This window comes from Natroniella acetigena (assembly GCF_023227745.1).
Taxonomy (GTDB): domain Bacteria; phylum Bacillota; class Halanaerobiia; order Halobacteroidales; family Halobacteroidaceae; genus Natroniella; species Natroniella acetigena.
Window position 1 is genome coordinate 1 of the sequence record NZ_JALKBX010000043.1, and the last position, 20,829, is coordinate 20,829.

The following is a 20,829-nucleotide window of genomic DNA, read 5'->3' on the forward strand; positions in this document are numbered from 1 at the left end:
TAAGCTTTTAAGAACTTGATCTTTAATTGTAAATTGTACATTCCGTCAATTGTCAATTGTGAAGCTATATTGTAATAAAGCTTTATAAACTCTTGATCTTAACTGTAAACTGTAAACCGTACACTGTCAACTATATTACCTCCGATCATCTAACTCTAAATAGATATCCTTTAAGGAAATATCATAATAGACCAACATCACTAGTAAATGATAGATAAAATCTGCTACTTCATAAATAATCTCTGCTTCCTCTTCATCCTTAGCAGCCATCACTACCTCAGTAGCTTCTTCACCTATCTTCTTCAAAAAGGCATTGGTTCCGTGTTCATATAAAGAAGATGTGTAAGAGCCCTCCTTAGGATTCTCTTTACGATCCTTGATTACTTGGTATAACTCCTCCAATACTTCAGCATCCAATGCATCTTTATAAACTTCTTCCGGATCAAATTCACCCTCTCCATCTTCTTGGCGCTTTATCCCTCGATAAAAACATGATTTATGCCCTGTATGGCAAGCTTCACCAGTCTGGTTTACCTTTAATAATAATGTATCCCCATCACAATCGAATTTGATCTCTTCCACCAGTTGAATATTGCCTGAAGTCTCACCCTTCCACCATAGCTCTTGACGACTACGACTCCAAAAACAGGTTCTCCCTGTCCTAATAGTATTCTTAACTGCCTTTTCATTCATATAAGCCATCATTAATACTTGATCCGTTTCTACATCCTGTATAATTGCAGGGATCAAACCATCTTCATTGAACTTTAACTTACTTAAAGACATCTCACATTAACCCCCTTATCATTCAAATATTCCTTTACTTCCCTGATAGTATACTTTTTGAAATGAAAGATAGAAGCAGCTAAAGCAGCATCTACTTCTCCTACAGTAAAAGCTTCTTCAATATGCTCTAAAGTTCCTGCTCCACCTGAAGCGATCACTGGTATATTTATACTTTCAGAGACAGCCTTATTTAATTGATTATCATAGCCATCCTTCGTTCCATCACCATCCATACTGGTTAGGAGTATCTCACCTGCACCCAAACTTTCAACCTTTTTGGCCCAGTTAATCACATCAATCCCCGTAGCTTTACGCCCCCCATGAATATAGACTTCCCATGAGTCACCTTTACGTTTAGCATCTATCGCTACCACTATACATTGACTACCAAACTTTTTAGCCCCCGCACTGATTAGCTCTGGCTCCTTAACTGCTGCCGAATTAATAGAGACTTTATCGGCACCTGCTTTCAACAACTCTCGCATATCTTCTGTACTCCTGATTCCACCCCCAATTGTAAAGGGAATAAAAACCTGTTCAGCAGTCTTACGCACCACATCAATCATCGTTTTACGTTTATCACTAGACGCCGTAATATCCAAAAAGACTAACTCATCTGCTCCAGCCCGATCATAAAATGCCGCTAACTCAACTGGATCACCAGCATCCCTAATATCAACAAAATTAACCCCTTTAACAACTCGCCCTTGATCAACATCAAGACAAGGGATAATCCGCTTTGTAATCATAACGATCCCCCTTCTTAAGTTCAATGAATAACTAATAATTAATATTTAATAGTTGGAAAAGCAATTAATAATGAATAATTAAAAACCTTTAAGCCAAAAAAATCTCTATGAGCCACCGATAACTTACTACTTTAAAATTTTAATTTCCTGCTAGCAATCCTTTGCTATTCTTTTTATCAGATTAATTTATGATTTTGACTTTTAATTATTCACTATTCAATATTCAATGTTAAATGTTAAGTGCTTTCTTCAAGTCAAGATTATCACTATACAAAGCCTTACCAGTAATAACCCCTTCAACTCCTGCCTCTTCGATCCCCTTTACATTCTTGATATCCTCTAAATTTGATACTCCACCAGAAGCAATTACCTTCAAACCTGTCTCTTCAGCCAACTTCTCAGTCGCCTCCAGGTTTGGTCCTGCTAAGGTACCATCCTTTTCGATATCTGTATAAACGACCCATTCTACTCCTCGCTCTTTCATCTCTTGGCCCAGCTTAACTGCTGTCGTATCAGAAGTCTCTAACCAACCTTCAGTAGCTACTAAACCACCCTTAGCATCGATACCAACTACAATCCGCTCAGAACCAAATTCTTTAATTGCCTCTACAACCAAATCTGGATTCTCAATTGCAGCCGTCCCAATGATTACTCGCTGCACGCCAATTTTTAAATACTCCTGAATAATCTCTCTCGTTCTAATTCCTCCGCCAACTTGGATAGGAATCTCGACTGTCTCAACAATCTCTTTAATCAACTCTAAATTCTTAGGTTTACCATCTAAGGCACCATCCAAATCTACAATATGTAATCTGGTTGCCCCTTTGTTGGCCCATAATTTAGCCATCTCAATAGGAGCACCATAAACCGTCTCTTGCTCAAAATCACCTTTATATAATCTAACACAATTTCCATTCCGTATATCTATCGCAGGAATCACTTCCATCATTATCACCCCTTACTTTCTACTATTTTTCCGAAATTCTTTAAAAGCTGTAAACCCTTATGGCTACTCTTTTCTGGATGAAATTGAACTGCATAAATATTACCCTGTACAATGCTAGATACAAACTCAATTCCATAATCAGTTGTAGTAACAATCACCGCTTCATCATCTGGTTCTACATAATAAGAATGGACAAAATATTGGTACTCTCCATCCTCTATACAATCATAAAGTTCAGTCTCCTGCTGTAAATCAAGTTGATTCCAACCAATATGAGGGATCTTAAGCCCTAAATCTTGAGGAAATCTCTTGACCCGACCTGGAATAATATCTAAACCTTCCGTTACTCCAAACTCCTCACTAGCTGTAAATAACAACTGTAACCCTAAGCAGATTCCTAAAAAAGGCTTTTTCTGCTCAATCACCTCTTTAATTACTTCTGTTAATTCCAACTGCTCAAGATTCTCCATTGCATCCTTAAAAGCTCCTACTCCAGGTAGCACAACCCCATCAGCTGCTAGAATCTCTACTTTATCTTGAGTAATTTCTGCCTGATAACCAACCATCTCAAATGCTTTTTGGACATTCTTTAAATTACCCATTCCATAATCTATAATCTTGATCATTTATTTCACCCACTTCTACTTATGTTAAGATTAAGTTTAAGGTTAAGTCTAAGTTTAAGTAAACCCTAAGATCTTAGGGTTTTAATGGTTGACTTAGCCTTACCTTCGGGTTTATAAAAAACCCTTCGTAATAAAAACCATTTCCTCAACCTTAGACTTAAACTAGTCTTACTCCAGTTTTCCTTTTGTCGACATTACCCCTTCAATCCTCTCATCGATCGTTACAGCTTTAGCTAATGCTCGTCCAAATGATTTAAAGAGTCCCTCAATAATATGATGAGTATTCGTTCCTTCAAGCTGCCTCAGGTGCAGATTCAGCCCTGCATTAAAGGCCATCGCCCGAAAAAACTCTTCAACCAATTCTGTATCGAAGTCTCCAACCTTATCCTTAAGACCACTAACAGAAAAATTGAGGTAATACCGCCCACTAAAATCAAGCACCGTCTGCAATAAAGCTTCATCCATCGGTACAAACTGCTCCCCATAACGCTTAATTCCTGCTTTATCTCCAATCGCTTCCTCTAAAGCTTGCCCTAAAACAATTCCAATATCCTCCACTGTGTGATGAGCATCTATTTCCACATCACCACTAGCTTTAACCCTCAAATTAAATAAGCCATGCTTAGTCATCAACACCAACATATGATTCAAAAAAGGAACCTGAGTCTCAATCTCTGCTTGACCACTACCATCTAAATTTATCTCTAACTCTATCTCCGTTTCACTAGTTTTACGGACTATTTGAGCTTTACGCATCATATTCCCCCTAAACAACACATTGAATACTTAATATCTAATATTTAATAATTAAAACCACAACATTATATATTTTTATTCAAATCTTTTTAACTATTCATTATTCACTATTCAATATTAAATAAATATTATTCCTCAAACCGTACCTTAATACTATTAGCATGGGCATCTAAACCTTCTACCCGAGCAATCTCTAATGCATCATCCTTGACCTTTTCTAATCCCGCTTTAGAATAAGATATAATACTTGACTTTTTAATGAAATCATCAACATTTAGTGGAGAATAAAATCTAGCTGACCCTCCTGTCGGTAAGACATGATTTGGCCCTGCAATATAATCGCCTACTGGTTCGGCAGCATATTCTCCTAAAAAGATAGCTCCTGCATTCTTTAATCTTCCCAAAATAGCAAATGGCTCATCAACTGCAACCTCTAAATGCTCTGGCGCAAATTGATTGGTCAACTCGATTGCTTCTGCTAAATCCTGAGCAATGATAATTGCTCCATACTTTTGTAAGGCTTCTCCAGCAATCTCAATCCGTGATAACTTCTTAAGCTGCTTTGTAAGCTCTTGTTCTACTTGCTCAGCCAACTGCTGCGAAGTAGTCACCAAAATAGCAGAAGCCATCGGATCATGTTCCGCTTGGGATAATAGATCAGCTGCTACAAAGCGAGGATTAGCAGTCTCATCGGTCAAGACTAAGACTTCACTTGGTCCAGCCAACATATCAATATCTACATAGCCAAAGGCCAACTTCTTAGCTAATGTAACATAAATATTCCCTGGGCCAACAATCTTATCAACCTGAGGTATCATCACAGTCCCAAAACTCAACCCTGCTATCGCTTGGGCACCTCCTACCTTATAGATCTTATCAACCCCAACCTCTGCTGCTGCTACCAAAGTATAGGGATTCAAACTGCCATCCTTAGCCGGAGGAGAAACCATAACTATCTCCTCAACTCCAGCCACCTTAGCCGGAACACCATTCATCACTACTGAAGATGGATAAGCTGCTCGTCCTCCTGGAACATAAATCCCTACTCTCTCTAAAGCAGTAAACTTCTGCCCTAAGATGACGCCATCTTCTTTGAAATCCATCCAACTTTCTCGTAACTGCTTTCTATGGAACTCTCCTACATTTTTGATAGCTTCCCTAATCGCTTGCAAAAAGCTATCTTCAACCTCCTCATAAGCAGCCTCAATCTCCGCTGAACCAACCTTAAGCTGCTCAGCTTCCATCTCTGCTCCATCAAATCGAGCATTATATTCTAAAATTGCTTCATCTCCTCGAACCTGCACATCTTCCCAGATCTTCTGTACGGCTGACACCTGCTCAGAATCATCAAAAGAAGAACGATTCAAAATCTGATTTAACTTAGCTTCAATACCTTCTTCAGTCGTCTTTAATACCTCTACCATTCTCATCCCTCCATCTTTTATCCTTTTTAATTATTCTTTATCACTTAGTTTTTAATTATAAATTGTACATTTGTTTCTTACTACCCCTCCGGGTTCTTTGAACCCTTCGTGATGAAAAAATCCGCTCTTAGATTTTTTCTATCTACTACTTCCTTAACCTGCTCAATAATCCCTTTAATCCGTTCATGAGAAGCCTTGTAACTGACCTTATTAACAATTAATCTAGCCGATGATTTAGCTATCTCAGCTATTTCTATCAGGTCATTCTCCCGCAAAGTCGTTCCTGTAGAAGTTATATCAACAATCATATCCGCCAACCCAATCAAAGGGGCCAACTCAATCGAACCATTGAGCTTAACTATCTCAATTTGAACCCCTTGCTTTTTGAAAAATTCTTTAGCTACATTAGGATACTTAGTAGCAACTCGCCCCGTCGGTGGCAGTTGCCCCAGCTCAGTAATACCCACTTCTTCAGGCACAGCTACCACTAAACGACACTTGCTCAATCCTAAATCGACTACTTCACAAACAGTTGCACCTGCTTCTAATAAAATATCTTTCCCTGCTATTCCAAAATCAGCCACTCCATGCTCAACATAAGTCTGAACATCAACAGCTTTTGAAAGAATAAAGTCAACCTCTTCTTTAGGATCAGCTAAAACTAACTTACGAGAATCATCATCCAACTCCCGATTGATCAAACCTGCTTGCTCTAATATCTCAACCGCAGGATCAAATAACCTCCCTTTAGGTAATGCAACGGTTAATTTATTCATCCTCTGCCACCTCCTCTAGTTTAATCTCTTTTACTTCCATTCCAAACACTTCTATGCTAGTAGAACTTTTCGCTAAATTCTCTTCCTCAACTCCAATAAATAAGATTCGCTTTATATTTTTCTCTACTGCATAATCGATTATCTTATCTAATTTACGTTCATAAATCTCTAATTCAACACTTTCCCCAGCTTGACGTAACTTCTTAGCCAAACTGAAACCTTTCCCTTTTTGCTCACAATTACTTATTAGTAAAGTATCTATACTAGCTTCTTCAAATTGATAACCTTGATTTTCTAGTGATAATAACAATCGATCAATTCCTAAAGCAAATCCAGTCGCAGGAATTGGATAATCAAACTTTTCGACCAACTTATCATAACGACCTCCACCACAGATAGTATAACCTAAGTCCTTAGTATAACCTTCAAAGACAATTCCAGTATAATAATCAAAACTACGTACCACACTCAAATCAAGACAGATATATTCACTAACTCCTAATAATTCTAAATCATAATAGACCTCTTCTAAATTAATCAACGCTTCTAAAGATTCTTGATTATCAACTAGTTGCTTAGCTTGCTCAATAACCTCTAAGCCACCACGTAAATTTTGAGCAGTCAAAATAGCCTCCTGCTGCTGAGAATCAAGTTCACTATCAGATAATAATTCCTCTAACTTAACAAAATTCTTATCTGATAAAGCCTGTCTAACTTCAATCTGACTTCTGTAATCCATCTTGGCTGCTTCCATAATCCCAGTAAAATAATCAACATCTCCAATATCTATTTTAAAATTACTCACCCCTGAAGCTAATAGTGCCTCAGTTGCAATTGCTATTACCTCAGCATCTCCAAGAGGAGTCTCTATCCCTAACAACTCAATCCCTGCTTGATAAAACTCTCTCTTCCTTCCTGCTCGAGGTGTTTCATAACGAAAAACATTACTTTGATAACATAATCGTAGGGGAAGTGGCTTATCCCTAAGCTCTGTCGCCGCTACCCGAGCAATCGGTGCTGTCATCTCCGGTCGCAAAGCCAAAATTTCGCCTTTGCGATTGAAAAATTTATACATTTTAGCTTGTAAACCCTCTGTTCCTGAAGATAAGAGATCATAAAATTCAAAGGTTGGGGTTATTATTTCCTGATAACCCCAACTCGCAAATACCTGGTTTACTTTGTTTTCTAGTTCACGTTTCTTAGCTGCCATTTGTGGCAGATAATCTTTAGTTCCTTCTGGTCGTTGCAATTTATCAAAAACCAACTCAATTCCTCCTTTAGTACTTTACTTCTATAAAGTAATGATTTATTAAAATATAACATATATCTCTTAACCTGTCAATGAAAATCTTTACTTAAGCTGTTGTAATAGAGCAAAAAAAGCCTCAGAAGATACCTTCTGAGACCTAGTATGTATCACTTCTTCAATTTTTATTTAGCAAAGACATGATCCCCAATCTGAACAGTTGTTTCTCGGGTCGTCAACCACCATAAAGTCCGTGCAGTCCGTGGATTATAAAAATAAAGAGCCCCTAATGATGGATCTCTACCATTCAATGCCTCTTTAGCAGCTTGATAAGAGGTTTCATTTGGAGTTAGATTAATCTGTCCATCATCGACTGCTGAAAATTGGCCCTGCTGATAAATTACATCATAAATATCACCTGGAAACTCATCATCTTGAACTCGATTTAAGATAACTGCTGCCACTGCAACTTGGCCCTCATAAGGTTCTCCTCTTGCTTCTCCGTGAACAGCCCGTGCTAACCATTCTAGATCATTACTGGTATAATCCAATACTGCATCTCCAGCTTCTCCTGCTTCAGCTGAATCACCACTAAATCGATCAATAGCATAGAGCGCTAATAATGTTAAGGCTAATCCTTGATAAGCTCTCCGTTCACTAATTCCATCAGCATAAACTATATTATAACTAGGCACAAAAACACTACTAATCAAGGGGGCCAACAATAAACAGAGCAGGGTTAAAGAAATAATACGTATTATTCTTTGCTTTAATTTCATCTTAGCTCCCCCTTATCAACCAATTCATAGTTGATATTTTTTATCTTTTACTAGTTATTAATCACTAACCGCTAATTCCCAAGCAATAATAATGCGGTAACTGCTGTACCTCCTGCTAACCAGAAGAACCTTCTATTCAATTCATCAATTTCCTCTTGACTCCCAGTAGTTCCTAAGCCCTGTTCTAAATTCTCAATCTGTGATCGCAATGCTTTATTTTCAGATTGTAATTGATCGACCTGGGTCTGTAAGGAAATAATCTTAGTCGATTCTTCTTCTAGATCCTCTATAATTTCACTTGCTTGCTGACCTAAATCATTAATTCGATCATTAGTATTAATTAAATCTTCCCTAATAATTAATTGTTCTTTTTCTAACTCCTCAATTCCTTCTTCTAACTCTTTATTATGCTTCATTACCTCCACTAATTCCTCCCGAAATTCAGTAGCCAGTTTTTTCAAGGTTAACATATCATCATCTTCAGCTGCTACCCGCCCTTGTTCTATATTCTCTAACATCTTAGCTATTATTTCAGCTAACTCATAACGGGTAACCTCATCTTCTCCTTGAAACTTATTACCTTCATATAATGACATATATCCTCTTTCAACCAATTTAACTACACTTTGATAAGCCCAATGTTCACTAGAAACATCCTCAATTTGACCACCAGCTAGTACAGGTAAAGTTGCATTTATAATTAACATTAATACTAATAATAGAGAAAGTTTTTTATTCTTCATAATTAACTACCCCCAATATAAACCTCTTTATCTTCTAATTTAAGCTGAATCTCTTCTTCATTTCGATCATAAAGATTGAAATCTAAAAATTCTAAACCAAGCTCTCCAGGAGATTTAACTCTAAAATGAAGTTGAACAAAGGTTTCTGATTCAAGACTTCTAGCCGAATCCAGGGCTCCAGAAATACCTTCAATTTTAGCTTCTCCCCGATCAATTTTAGGTGAATTCCAACTCAACAAATCTCCATTCTCCACAAATAGATTACCTCGTGAAATATAAATTGGTTCTAAAACATCATCATTATAACCAATATCAAAACTACCACGATAAAAACTGATTAAATTATTCAATTTCACCTCAACAGTCAAATAATCTCCTTCTTCAAACCCCTCTTCCAAATCAAGAACTTCAAATTCTACCTTCGACTCTAGACTTGGCAATGAAATTTCTTCCTTGCTAATCCGATTAGAAGCATTATCACTGCTTACCTCAACAATATAAGGTAACTCACCACTGACCATCTGTAAAGAATCTATTCGCCAAGATAACTGAATCGATTCTCCTGGTAATAACTGTCCCAACTTTTTCTCTTCGATCTCCCCTCGACTAACACTTAATCCTGGAGGAAGGGCCAACTGTGCACTGACATCATAAGCTGTCGAAAATCCTTCATTTTTAATCTCCGCATTGAGCAGAAAAGAATCGGCTTCTAATCTGTTCTGATAAATCCTTATCTGATCTGGACCAATCAAATCCAAAGATAAGTCCGGCGGACCAACTACCCCCAAAGAGCGGCTTACTTGGTTAGAATCTGTATTTTCAGCATCTACCTTAACTGTATATTCCAACCTATCTTTAGTAAAGTCTCTAGGTCTAACTTGCCACATTCTTTGTACCGTCTCTCCCGGCTCCAAATCACCAATTACTTCCTTTTTATCACTAGAAACTAAGTTTAAATTTCCTGGCAAATCTAACTCAACTTCCACATCCTCAACAGTAATCTCAGCTGTATTTTGAATATAAGCAATGATATCGACAGTCTTATCAGGTCGCTCCATCACTACTGTAGAAGGTGAAGTAACCCCTACTGATAATAATCCAGGAACAATAGTAATCCCACCTAAGCCATATTTAGTAGCATAAGTTCTACTCTCTCCTGGCTGTAAAGCTTCCGGCTGCCAAAATAAAGCCATAGCACTATCTAATTCAAACTCACCTTCTCTAATAAATTCTCGACCACGATCAAAATTAAACTCCCAAGGAGCATCTGCTAAACTGCCCCAATTTGTAAAGTACATCTCATCAGGTGGTTTCAAATCAGGGCCAACTACCGTCCCTTGAGAAGTTACCTTAGGATCTTCTAAACTATCAAAAGTCTGCCAAAAATCAGGTAAATGCTCATCTCGCAAAAAGACCTTATCCCCATCTACAATTTGATCTTCAACCCTAAAAGGAGCTCCATCATTCTCCCCTAATAAAGTATCAATCATAATTCTACTTCCAACCTCTTTAGCTTCCTCACTTGTATTCTCAACTTGATATTCAATCCGTGCAGTATCTGGCAGACCAGTAGTACTACTTTTAACAAAATTTAAGATCTGACTAACAATTACCTCATCAAATTTATATGTAGTTACAATTTGACCATTTTCAATAGTAGGTGCTTGTACTAACTCACCATAATTTCCATCCCTACCTGCCCTACGGTCAGTCTCCCCTCCAAAAATATAATTCTCACCATCAATTCTAATTGTAGTATAAGAAGTCCAAGGATAAGGATGCCCATAAACCAACGGCTTATTATTATCTCCATCCCGCATTGGATCTCCACCCGTTACATGAATGGCAAATCTTCCCCTATTCAATTCATTCTGATTAACAAAGATCTCAATATAGTCATTCTTCAACTGCAAATTACCATATTCATCTTCTTGGGCAACAAGCTGAGGAGAAGATACAATCAATAATAAAATAGTCAATGATAGTACTATCTTCTTCACTAGTTATCACCTCATTCCTCAACAAAGAATAAATCAATAAATTCTAACTCAACATTACTTTGTTGATCAGTATACTTAAAATCAACAACAAGTTCTATTTGGTAATCAGATTCAGCCGGTTTAAATATCCATCCACGCTCAACTGTCAACTCAGCTACATTATTAAACTGACTATTCTCAGCAGAATCCAATATCTCTACATCTTTAACTTCTCCATTACTTTTGATAGTCACCAACAACCTAACAGTTCCCTCTTGGGCAAGATTTGCTGCATCCTTAGGATAGCTAGGTGTTATTTTAGTAGCAATAAAATCCCTAGCCGCCGGAGGTGGTGGTGCCACCTCTTCATCCTCTATCTCTTCATCCTCTATCTCTTCATCCTCTATCTCTTCATCCTCTATCTCTTCATCCTCTATCTCTTCATCTTCTATCTCTTCATCTTCTATCTCTTCATCCTCTATCTCTTCATCCTCTATCTCTTCATCTTCTATCTCTTCATCTTCTATCTCTTCACTCACTTTTATTTCTTCCTCACTTACCTCACTCGTTAAAACATCTTCCTCCAATTCTGTTCCTTCTTCTTCAAACTCTTCTACTACTTCTTCCTCGGCCACTTCAACTAACTCCTCTGACTCACTTACTTCTCTATCTTCCTTAACCTCTTTTGGCTCTTCTTCTACTTCTACTTCTTCCTCTTCTATTGTTTCATCTTCAACTTCTAAATCAGCTTCTTTTACTAAGTCTTGATCAATTTCACTTTGATCAGCTTCCGCCTGTTCGTCATAATGAAGCACTTGTACTTCACTATAATACTCTAGCGGATAAATTTGAAACACTGGCTTTTCTCCTACAAAATTAGTCAATATATATATAATTACTATATGGGTCACAATAGAAACAAATAGATATCTTAGTAAGCCAGTTTCTGATTTGTTATCCTTCTTTTTCATAAATTATCACCTATTTTAAGTCTTCTTTATTTGCTGCTAAAGCCAAGCGATAACCACCAGCCTCACGTATTAAATCCATCGCTTTAATAATTCTTTGATATTTAACATCTTGATCAGCCTTAATAATAAAAACAGTTTCTGCTGATCTTTCTAAAATTTTAGCTAACTCAAGAGAAAAACCTTGTTCAGTTACTAATTGATCATCTACATATAATTTATCATCTTCAGCTAAAACAACATTAACCTGCAAATCCTCCTCTTGAGCTGTAACTGTTGTAGCTTGAGGTAGGTTAACCTCCAACCCCTCAGGTGTTGTCCGAAAAGTTGTAAATAACATAAAAAAGACCAATAAAAAGAAAATAACATCTATCATAGGCAAAATATCTATTCTAGATTTCTTTTTCAAGTTAGAATTGAACATTGCTACCACCCTGACTTAATATCTCAACCAAGTCTAAGGTCCAACGATTCATCTCTTCAGCTCGTGATTCAACTAAACTTACCAAATAAGTATACATCATCATCGTTGGAATAGCTACCATTAGACCTACAGCTGTACTAATTAATGCTTGAGAAATACCAACACTGATTGCTCCAGGTGAACTTAACCCTTCAGCTCCTGCTAAAATATTAAAACTATCAATAATTCCTAACACCGTTCCTAATAAGCCTAACAAAGGTGAGACAGTAGCAATAAAATCTAAGATCCTCAGCCGTTTCTCTAACTTCTTGATCTGATTATTACCTGCCACCTCCAAATAATCTTGAATTTCATACTTCTTCTTTCCATAATATTTAATTCCTTCTAATAACATTCCTGCTACTGGCCCTCTTGCCTCTTGAAGAATTGATTTTGCTTCTCCAATCTTTCCATTGTCAATCATCAATTTAACCTTTTTAATTATTCTAAAATTATCCCCCTTAGCCTTTTTTAAATAGATCAAACGCTCTAAACTTACTGCTAAACTGATTATTGAACAGAGTAATAATGGTATCATAGTGATACCACCTTGTCTCAAAGTTTCCAACATGCTAATTCCTCCTTACTTAGTTATTAAATTAGTTAGATTTTATTATTTGAGCTGCTCTTTTAACTGTTTCATCTCGTTTAACAATTTATAGGGAGCCTTAATCTCCCCTAACAATATCTCTCCTTTCCTCTTTGGCCCATGACAATCAGAACCACCTGTAATCAATAGATCATGCTGCTGAGCAAACTCTAAATATCTTTGAGTAGCTGCTTGATCATGTTCCGTATGATAAACTTCAAAACCTTCTGCACCCCATTCTACTAATTTAGGTAATAGCTCATCCCTACCTATTAATGCAGGATGAGCAATAATAGGTACCCCTTTAGCAGATTTAATCAATTGAATTGCTTCTTGAGCAGCCAACTTTTTTCGTTTAACATAAGCTGACCCTCGACAACCAATATATTGAGCAAAAGCTTGACTCCACTCTTTAACATATCCCTTATCAAGCATAATTTGAGCAATATGAGGTCGCCCTAAAGCTGCATCTCCAGCAATATCAATAATCTCTTTAAATTCAATCTCAAACCCTAAGTGATTTAATTTATATACCATACTCTTAATTCTATTATATCGGGCTTTTTGTAAAGTATCTAACTTATTTAATAAATTTTGATTGTTATAATCTAGATAATAACCCAATACATGGATTCCAGTGTCATCATAATCGGTATTCAGTTCAATCCCCGGCACAAATTCTATCTCTTCTTCTTTAGCAGCCTTAGCTCCTTCTTCCAACCCTGCTAAAGTATCATGATCTGTAATTGCTACCGCACTAAACCCCAAATCTTTAGCATTTTTAACTACTTTAGTTGGTGTAAAACTTCCATCTGATGCTGTAGTATGTAAATGTAAATCAATATATTTTTTCATCTTAATTCAACTCCTATCCTGATCGACATTTAGTTCAATAGTCACAAAAACCAGCTATTGCCTTTATGTTTTTACAAACCAAACCCTAATATTCACTAATTTTCTTAAAAACAAATAGTTACACTTTACCATAATTAATTCAAGATTATAAATCAAACTCCTGCTTTTAGCCAAAAACTAACTGGCATATAAAAACTGCAGCTATAAAACCAACAAGATCAGCTACTAAACCAGCTACAATAGCATGTCGAGTATTTTTTATTTTTATTGCTCCAAAATAGACAGTTACTACATAAAAAGTGGTCTCTGTACTACCTTGCATAGTAGAAGCTAATCTACCAATAAATGAATCTGGTCCATGTTGATTTATTAAATCTGTCACAAATCCTAAAGCCCCTGTTCCTGACAAAGGTCTAATTAGACTGAGGGGAATAACTTGTTTAGGTATTCCTATTCTTTGTAAAGGAATAGCCACCAAATCCAAAATTAAATCTAAAGCACCAGAACTTCTAAAGACTCCAATTGCCACTAACATTGCCAATAAATAAGGTATAATTTTAATTCCAGTTGCTATTCCTTCAACTGCCCCTTCCACAAAGACATCATACACTTTAATTCCCTTATAAAAAGATATAGATAAAATAAAAAAAATAACTACTGGAATTGCCCATTCAGACATTAAATTTATTAATTCAATCATATTTGTAAACTACCTACTTTAATTAGAAGCTTATTAGCTATAATTCCAGCTATTGTAGAACAAGCTGTAGCAAATAGAGTAGTCCCTACAATTTCAGTTGGATTACTAGAACCAGCCCCCACACGTAAAGCTAATATAGTTGTAGGGATTAAAGTCAAACCTGAAGTATTAATTACTAAAAAAGTACACATCGCATCAGAAGCAGTCTCTGAATTTTTATTTAGACTTTGTAGTTGGTGCATCGCTTTAATTCCCAAAGGAGTTGCTGAATTTCCTAATCCTAATAAATTAGCACTCAAGTTCATCATTATTGAACCTAAAGCTGGGTGATCAACTGGTATTTTAGGAAATAAAACTTTGGCTAACGGTTTAAATAATCTAGCTAATCCCTGTACTATTCCTGCTTCTTCAGCTAATTTCATCAATCCTAACCATAAAGACATAGGGCCAATTAGTTTAATTACTATCCTCACACTCTCCTCAGTCGATTGTAAAATAGCTACAGAAACTTCTTCCATTCGCCCATTAACTGCTGCTACAACCATACCTATTGCAATCATAGCAAACCAAATTTTATTCAACATATTATCCCTCCTCTATTTTAGTCTATGCTCTTTTGTGAGGGATATGAAAATACTGTTCAGCCATGCTTCTAAGCTATAAATTTAACTAAAAATTTTATCATAATATAAATTATAAAGCCCTGGCTATTTAAATAGCCAGGGCTTTATAATTTATATTAGTTTATAATAATTTACTCTTCAAATAAATCTCCAAAAACATCTCCTAATTTTACTCCACTTCCTTCATCATTATTATCTTGAGCAACTTTTTTAGGTTTAGACTTTTTCTTCTTAGGTGCTGCAGATTCTAATTCTTTAATACTAAGCCCTACTCTTCTATCTTCTGGCTCAATATTAATAATTTTAGTTTTTACAACATCTCCTTCAGTCACTACTTCTTCTACCGTAGCAACATGTTCATGGGATAATTGAGAAATATGAATTAAACCTTCTACTCCAGGCTTAATTTCCATGAAAGCACCAAAATCAACCGTTTTAGTGATCTTACCTTCTACAACATCACCTTCGTTATACTCTCCAAGAAATTCCTCCCAAGGATCTGGCTGTATCTGCTTAAGTCCTAGAGAAACTCTTCCTTCCTCTTCATCAACCCCTAATATTTTAACTTTAATCATTTCTCCTTCTTCTAATGCTTCAGAAGGATGTCCAATTCTACCCCAAGAAATTTCAGAAATATGAAGTAACCCTTCTACTCCACCTAATTCTACAAAGGCACCAAAATCAACTAATTTTGTAACTTCCCCTTCTATTTCTTCGCCTTCTTCTAGAGAGGCTAATACTTCTTTTTTATTTTCTTTTCTCTCTTCATCTAATACTACCTTCCGAGAAAGAACTACATTATTATCTTCTCTTTCAACTTCAATAACCTTTAACTCAAGTGTTTCACCAACAAATTGACTTAAATCTTCAACATATTCAATAGCAACATGTGAAGCAGGAATAAAACCTCTCACTCCAATATCTACAACCAATCCACCTTTAACTTCTTTCGCTACTTCTGCTTCAATTATTTCTCCTGATTGATGTACCTCTTCTACTCTTTCCCAAGCTTGTTCAGCATCTACTCTCTTTTTAGATAAAATAGTTCGTCCATCTTCATCTTCAGGATTTAAAACTTCAACCTCTACTTCATCCCCTTCATTGTAACCTTCTACAAAAGATTCTTCCTTAATTTCATCCTTAGGGATAAACCCTTCAGTTTTAGCTCCTACATCTACATAAAGTCCTTCCTCTGATACTTCTTCAATCTTACCACTAATTACTTCACCTTTTGTCAAAATAGCACTTTCAAAATCATTCTGTTCTTCCTCATTATTAATTTCTGTCATTCTCCTTACGACCTCCTTAATTATCCAATTGGGGGTTGATGCCCCAGCAGTAATACCTACTTCTTTAATATTATTAAACCAATTCGTTTGTAAGTCATCTGCCGTTTCAATATGATAAGTTTGTACTTCATTTTCACGACAAATTTCTGCTAAACGACTGGTATTAGCACTATTATGCCCTCCAATAACTAACATTAATTCAACTTTTCGGGATAATTGCGCTGCTTCAGCTTGACGTTGTCCAGTTGTTGTACAAATCGTATTATAAACTTTTAATTCAGATACTTCAGAAAGTAAATAGTTAGTCAACTCTTGTAAATTCTCCAAAGATTGAGTAGTTTGAGCGATAATCCCTATTCTTTTTTCAACAGTTATATTATCAAAATCAGATTCATCTTCGACAACAATTGCTTCATTATCTGCAAAACCTAAAATCCCAATTACTTCAGGATGATTTTTATCTCCGCTAATCACAACTTGATAACCTTCCTCTTTCAACTCTTTAGCTTTTTTTTGAGCTCTTTTAACAAAAGGACATGTTGCATTTATAAGCTCTAAATCCCGCTCAGCTGCTTGCTCTAAGATCTTGGGCGATACCCCATGTGAGCGAATAATCACTACTCCTTCAGAAATATTCTTTATTTCTTCTTCAACTTCAACTCCAACATCTTCTAACCTCTTAACAGCCTGTGGATTATGTATTAAAGGTCCTAAAGTAGAAACTTTACAGTCCCTTTCTTCTCCTATTTCTAATGCTAAATTCATAGCACGATCAACACCAAAACAAAAACCTGCACATTCAGCTAACTGAATCTTCATATTCCTTCCCCTTCCAACAGACAATAAACTATTTTCTATTATATGTTATATGCTTTATTATACCCTAAATCTCAAATAATTATTATATTAACTTGCTTCTTCCTCTTATAGAGATTCTTGATTAATAAAAAAACTCCTGCTTATTTATTAAAAAAATACACAATTAAACAAATAAAGTATTTTATACTTACTAAAATTAAGTCAATCAGCAATTTCACGACTTAATTATCATTGGTTTATAAAGTTTAACATTAATACTATTAATCTAAAAAGAACCTAGCTACTTTTCTTCCTTTTTAAATATAATATTGCCCTCTAACCTCTAAGTATATTATCCTGTCTATAACAATTAACCCCTAATCCAAAACCAAGATTTATAATTTATGATTTCCACCTTCATTAATAACTCATATATATATCAACGTAATACATGTTTTTCTAATTAACCTTCACTTTAAACTTTTATAATATCAAAACTTAGCTTAAGTTAACATGTATGACTAATAATCAAACAAATTTTAATTGTTTTTTAATAAATCTTTTACCTCTTTCTCTGGTGAAATAGTTGATACAGCATGTTTATAAATCAACTGTTGGCCCGTATCTGTATCTAATAAGATTGTGAAATTATCAAAAGATTTTACTATGCCTGATAAGCGAAAACCATTAACTAAATAAATAGTTAACTCAATTTTAGCTTTTCTTACTTGATTCAAAAAATCATTCTGTAAATTAAATTCTGAACTCATCTAAATTCCCCTCCTCCTTTTATTTTGTGAAATTTATTATTTCTTATTTATTTTATTCTAGATCAAAATTTTTTTTCCTCCTTCGAAAGAAAGAGGTTCTTTAATTTATTATTACAGATTAAGCATTCCCCTTCCTCCAAACTCCTTTTCCTTACTAATAATGGAGTCACTAAAATACTTTGTCTGATTCCTTCCTTCTTTCCTTTAGCTTTACCAATGAAAAAACCAATCATAAATGAAATTAAAGCTAATAATAAAGTTTGATAAAGCATCTTTCCCTCCCTCTTACTCTCCTAAATAAAAATCTATTATCACACTATTAAGCAGATATCTAAATCCTTCCACAACTCCGTTTAAGAAGTTAATCCTCTAAAGATCAATTATGTATTTTCAGTAACCTAACAACAACTAAAGTTATTATCATTATTATAAAACTTGTCTTCCAATCGATTTGCAGTGCAATTATTAAAGAGAGCAATGCTAACAGAATAGTCCCCCACTCTCCTAAATAATTAACAAAATTATCACGATTTATATAATCTTCTAAATGAAAATCAATAAAATCATCAATCAACTGAATAAACAAAATAATTGCTAAAGTAAATAAAAAAAGCTTCCACTGTAATACTAAAAAACCTAATCCCAACATAATCAAAACCTCTTGATAAGATTTTAGCCCAGTTGGCAAAGAATTATTACTAATTCCCATTCCAATAATATAACTGGCCCAAAACAGAGAAATAGTTAATTGATAATTGATCAAAACTGCAAAGCTAAATAATAATAATGTATAAGGTACAACCCCTCTTTGTAATTTAATTGCTAAAGTTTTCCTTTCGTTCAAACGATCAATTTCCTGATCTAAATAATCATCCATTATCTTTATTACTAATCCGACCAAAAAAACAGTAGCAATAGTATCAAGTATTTTAGACCACATCCTTTTATCTAAACATTCTCCAATAAAAATGCTTTTACCTCTGTAAAACCTTGTTGAGAGAGAGCTGAAATTGCAATTATTAATTTTTGATCAATTAAATTTTTTAACTTAATCAAATTTCTCTCCTGACGATCTAAATCTAATTTATTTGCCAAGATCTTATAACCGGACTGCTGATGAAATAAGTTATAAAGCGCCTGATCTATTTTCTTTAATTGGCTAAAATAATTAAACTGACTTAAATCAACCATATGTAAAATTATTTGACTCTGAAATAACTGATCAAGAGTCTGGGCCATTGCTCTTCTGATCTTTTGCTTAGAATGAATCTCATCAACCAATCCACAACTATCAATTAATCTAACCTTTTTATCCTTCTTTCCTATAGGCAACTTAAGCTGGACACTCTGAATTTTGGTTGTTTTATGAGGCTCAACTGCAACTAATTCTTCATAAGCTTCTTCTAGTTGATAAGTTCTGATCGCTAAAAATCCAGCCGGTTGTCTAACCAGTAATTTTAACTTTTCAACCCCTAAATAATTAGCAAAATTAATTGCAAAAGAAGTTTTTCCTACATTCGGTTGACCGACTATCAAAACTGAGACCATCATTCTCCCCCCACTTAAAAACATAGTGTTCTCAGCTAAATTTAAGCCTATCACTACAGTGCTTCACAGATAACTAAGTTTATCTGCCCCCCCGTCTTAGTGTACAATTAACAATTAAATTCAAAAACACATAATTAAAACACTAAAAAATAAATATCTAGAGGCTAAAAACTGACTACTTCTTTGGCTTTTTAATATTTTCTTTTAGCTGAAAGTACTCAACTGAATTTATATTATAAGCTATTTCATATCAAATCATCTCTAGTGAGCGTTATCAAATCTTCTTTAGTAATTCCTTTCTGCTCAACTAATCTTAAAGCCTGTTTCCTAATTCCCCGTTCAATTAAATTACGTACTGTTCGAGCATTTCCTTCTTCCACTCCCGCATTACGTCTAATCTCTGCTAAGTGTTGATAAAGCTTTGCTTTCGCTGAAGAAGATAGACTATACTCCCTTTCTTGAGCCATTAATTTAGCAATTTTAATCAATTCTTCTAGAGAATAATCTTCAAATTCAGCTTGAATCGGAAATCTAGATTTCAAGCCAGGATTAGTCTGTAAAAAATAATCCATTTCTTTAGGATATCCAGCTAAGATAACAATCAAATTGTCTTTTTCATCTTCCATCTCCTTAACTAAGGTATCTATTGCTTCTTTACCAAAATCCTGCTCTCCACCCCGGCCAACGCATAAGCCTCATCAATAAATAAAATTCCTCCCAGTGCTTCTTCGATAATCTCCCTCGTTTTTTTAGCAGTATGTCCAATGTACTTTCCTACCAAATCTGCCCGTTCTACTTCCTTTAAATGCCCTGTTTCTAACAATCCCAGTTCCTTAAATAACTGCCCAAAGATTCGTGCTACAGTTGTCTTTCCGGTTCCTGGATTACCTTTAAATATCATGTGCATCACTATAGACTCGGTCTTTAAATTTCTTCTCTGCCGTTCTTGTTGAATTTCGATAAAAGCCTTCAATTCCGAAACAAGTTTCTTTATATTTTCAAGACCAACCATCCTCTCAAGTTGCTCCATTATCTTTTCTAACTCTTTATCTTCTTCATCTTGATTTTCTATCGATAAATCTTCTTTCGCACCTAATAATTCAAATGCTTCAGTAATAGAGATCTGACCTTCCTCAAATTGACGTAGTATTTCTCTATTACTTAAATTTCTATTAATTAAGGGCATAAGATCAACCTCCCTTAGCTTAAATATATGAATTGCCTAAATAAAACATGAAACAATCTTGATATAAAGTGTAACTTTTCGTTTGTGAAACAATATTGTTTTGTAGGGGCAATCCTTGTGGATATGGTTTTTATGGATACGGTCTTTGATACGGTCTTTGATATGGTCTTTATGTTTTTCACGAACAGTTCTGGTTTCTAGGACTGGTAGGGTGATTTTCACGAAAGGGC

Annotated in this window: 22 protein-coding genes and 1 pseudogene; all 23 read right to left on the minus strand. The window is 35.2% G+C overall.

All coding sequences use genetic code 11. From position 1 onward, the window contains the following. Positions 1-135: 135 nt before the first annotated feature. The 23 genes and pseudogenes from hisIE to MWH25_RS13055 all read right to left on the minus strand — a co-directional run bounded on the left by hisIE (position 136) and on the right by MWH25_RS13055 (position 20,599). Positions 136-786 (minus strand): bifunctional phosphoribosyl-AMP cyclohydrolase/phosphoribosyl-ATP diphosphatase HisIE, encoded by a 651-nt coding sequence (gene hisIE, locus MWH25_RS09330; protein WP_248627384.1) that lies wholly within the window; start codon positions 784-786, stop codon positions 136-138. Then, complete coding sequence (gene hisF / locus MWH25_RS09335) at positions 777-1,535, minus strand: imidazole glycerol phosphate synthase subunit HisF (protein WP_248627385.1); 759 nt, start codon at positions 1,533-1,535, stop codon at positions 777-779. Before hisF ends, hisIE begins: the two co-directional genes overlap by 10 nt. Positions 1,536-1,764: 229 nt before the next feature. After that, entirely contained in the window at positions 1,765-2,481 is a 717-nt protein-coding gene (gene hisA, locus MWH25_RS09340) for a 1-(5-phosphoribosyl)-5-[(5-phosphoribosylamino)methylideneamino]imidazole-4-carboxamide isomerase (protein WP_248627386.1), read from the minus strand. A 5-nt stretch (positions 2,482-2,486) separates the two neighbouring features. Beyond that, complete coding sequence (gene hisH, locus MWH25_RS09345) at positions 2,487-3,107, minus strand: imidazole glycerol phosphate synthase subunit HisH (protein ID WP_248627387.1); 621 nt, start codon at positions 3,105-3,107, stop codon at positions 2,487-2,489. A gap of 168 nt (positions 3,108-3,275) precedes the next feature. After that, entirely contained in the window at positions 3,276-3,866 is a 591-nt protein-coding gene (hisB, locus tag MWH25_RS09350) for an imidazoleglycerol-phosphate dehydratase HisB (protein WP_345947249.1), read from the minus strand. 125 nt (positions 3,867-3,991) lie between these two features. Beyond that, entirely contained in the window at positions 3,992-5,287 is a 1,296-nt protein-coding gene (gene hisD, locus MWH25_RS09355; protein ID WP_248627389.1) for a histidinol dehydrogenase, read from the minus strand. Between the two features lie 80 nt (positions 5,288-5,367). Continuing rightward, entirely contained in the window at positions 5,368-6,063 is a 696-nt protein-coding gene (gene hisG, locus MWH25_RS09360) for an ATP phosphoribosyltransferase (RefSeq protein WP_248627390.1), read from the minus strand. Beyond that, the gene (gene hisZ / locus MWH25_RS09365; protein ID WP_248627391.1) at positions 6,056-7,327 is read right to left on the minus strand and encodes an ATP phosphoribosyltransferase regulatory subunit; all 1,272 of its coding nucleotides are present in this window, start codon (positions 7,325-7,327) and stop codon (positions 6,056-6,058) included. Before hisZ ends, hisG begins: the two co-directional genes overlap by 8 nt. Before the next feature lie 167 nt (positions 7,328-7,494). Then, positions 7,495-8,088, minus strand: coding sequence for a cell wall hydrolase (locus MWH25_RS09370; RefSeq protein ID WP_248627392.1), 594 nt, complete (start codon positions 8,086-8,088; stop codon positions 7,495-7,497). A gap of 71 nt (positions 8,089-8,159) precedes the next feature. Beyond that, positions 8,160-8,831 carry an S-layer homology domain-containing protein gene (locus MWH25_RS09375; protein WP_248627393.1) on the minus strand — a complete coding sequence of 224 codons (672 nt, stop codon included), beginning with the start codon at positions 8,829-8,831 and terminating at the stop codon, positions 8,160-8,162. A 2-nt stretch (positions 8,832-8,833) separates the two neighbouring features. Continuing rightward, positions 8,834-10,831 (minus strand): cellulosome anchor protein, encoded by a 1,998-nt coding sequence (locus MWH25_RS09380; RefSeq protein WP_248627394.1) that lies wholly within the window; start codon positions 10,829-10,831, stop codon positions 8,834-8,836. Positions 10,832-10,842: 11 nt separating this feature from the next. Beyond that, entirely contained in the window at positions 10,843-11,781 is a 939-nt protein-coding gene (locus MWH25_RS09385) for an energy transducer TonB (RefSeq protein WP_248627395.1), read from the minus strand. Between the two features lie 10 nt (positions 11,782-11,791). Then, complete coding sequence (locus MWH25_RS09390; RefSeq protein ID WP_248627396.1) at positions 11,792-12,202, minus strand: ExbD/TolR family protein; 411 nt, start codon at positions 12,200-12,202, stop codon at positions 11,792-11,794. Continuing rightward, a complete protein-coding gene (locus tag MWH25_RS09395; RefSeq protein ID WP_248627397.1) occupies positions 12,189-12,812 on the minus strand; it encodes a MotA/TolQ/ExbB proton channel family protein in 624 nt (207 codons plus the stop codon). The genes MWH25_RS09390 and MWH25_RS09395 overlap by 14 nt, the downstream gene beginning before the upstream one ends. A 42-nt stretch (positions 12,813-12,854) precedes the next feature. Then, positions 12,855-13,685, minus strand: a complete 831-nt coding sequence (locus MWH25_RS09400; protein ID WP_248627398.1) for a PHP domain-containing protein — start codon at positions 13,683-13,685, stop codon at positions 12,855-12,857. Between the two features lie 166 nt (positions 13,686-13,851). Next, positions 13,852-14,385: a spore maturation protein gene (locus MWH25_RS09405; RefSeq protein WP_282706938.1), complete on the minus strand. Its 534-nt coding sequence runs from the start codon at positions 14,383-14,385 to the stop codon at positions 13,852-13,854. Continuing rightward, a complete protein-coding gene (locus MWH25_RS09410; RefSeq protein WP_248627399.1) occupies positions 14,382-14,969 on the minus strand; it encodes a nucleoside recognition domain-containing protein in 588 nt (195 codons plus the stop codon). Before MWH25_RS09410 ends, MWH25_RS09405 begins: the two co-directional genes overlap by 4 nt. Before the next feature lie 170 nt (positions 14,970-15,139). Further along, positions 15,140-17,116, minus strand: a complete 1,977-nt coding sequence (locus MWH25_RS09415; RefSeq protein WP_248627400.1) for a bifunctional 4-hydroxy-3-methylbut-2-enyl diphosphate reductase/30S ribosomal protein S1 — start codon at positions 17,114-17,116, stop codon at positions 15,140-15,142. A 518-nt stretch (positions 17,117-17,634) separates the two neighbouring features. Next, the gene (gene hfq, locus MWH25_RS09420; RefSeq protein ID WP_248627401.1) at positions 17,635-17,865 is read right to left on the minus strand and encodes an RNA chaperone Hfq; all 231 of its coding nucleotides are present in this window, start codon (positions 17,863-17,865) and stop codon (positions 17,635-17,637) included. Positions 17,866-17,927: 62 nt separating this feature from the next. Further along, on the minus strand, positions 17,928-18,137 hold the full coding sequence (locus MWH25_RS09425) for a hypothetical protein (protein ID WP_248627402.1): 210 nt from the start codon (positions 18,135-18,137) through the stop codon (positions 17,928-17,930). Positions 18,138-18,241: 104 nt separating this feature from the next. Further along, entirely contained in the window at positions 18,242-18,805 is a 564-nt protein-coding gene (locus tag MWH25_RS09430) for a hypothetical protein (RefSeq protein ID WP_248627403.1), read from the minus strand. An 8-nt stretch (positions 18,806-18,813) separates the two neighbouring features. Then, positions 18,814-19,467: a GTPase gene (locus MWH25_RS09435; protein WP_248627404.1), complete on the minus strand. Its 654-nt coding sequence runs from the start codon at positions 19,465-19,467 to the stop codon at positions 18,814-18,816. Between the two features lie 191 nt (positions 19,468-19,658). Next, a pseudogene (locus MWH25_RS13055) lies at positions 19,659-20,599 on the minus strand (AAA family ATPase). Positions 20,600-20,829: the final 230 nt, after the last annotated feature.